This window comes from Pseudovibrio sp. W64 (assembly GCF_001623145.1).
Taxonomy (GTDB): Bacteria; Pseudomonadota; Alphaproteobacteria; order Rhizobiales; family Stappiaceae; genus Pseudovibrio.
This window is the reverse complement of the sequence record NZ_LMCI01000042.1, coordinates 1-484: the sequence shown is the minus strand read 5'-3', so window position 1 is coordinate 484 and position 484 is coordinate 1. Positions and strand designations below refer to the sequence as shown.

Annotated in this window: 1 protein-coding gene; it reads left to right on the top strand. The window is 49.6% G+C overall.

Going from position 1 to position 484, the window contains the following annotated elements; all coding sequences use genetic code 11:
* Positions 1–484 (top strand): calcium-binding protein (locus PsW64_RS27465; protein ID WP_446737475.1); only part of this gene is annotated, 484 nt, incomplete at both ends.

The window sequence follows — 484 nt, the reverse complement described above, 5'->3', positions numbered from 1 at the left end:
GGGAGAAGGGGAAGATGCGGTAAGGTATCGCTGGTCGCATGCTGCCGTCACCGTAAATCTCTCTGATCAATCTCAGAATGCAGGTGATGCGGCTGGTGATGAATACGTCTCCGTAGAAAACGTCATAGGCACAGATACTTACAGTGATAACCTTACAGGGGATGCTGGTAACAACAGGCTTTGGGGTTTGGGAGGTGATGATGCTCTTTATGGTGGAGAGGGGCGTGATTATCTGTTTGGCGGGGCCGGTGCAGATCACCTTGATGGTGGCGCTGGTTCTGACATAGCCTATTATCGAACATCGGATGCAGGAGTAACGATCAATCTCTCTGAACATACTGCCAGCGGCGGGCATGCTAACGGGGATGTTCTTGTCAATATTGAAAGTATTGAGGGCTCTCATTACGATGATCTGCTGATAGGTGACAGTAACAATAACGCCCTTTATGCTCAAAATGGCCTTGACCGCCTTTATGGTGGCGAA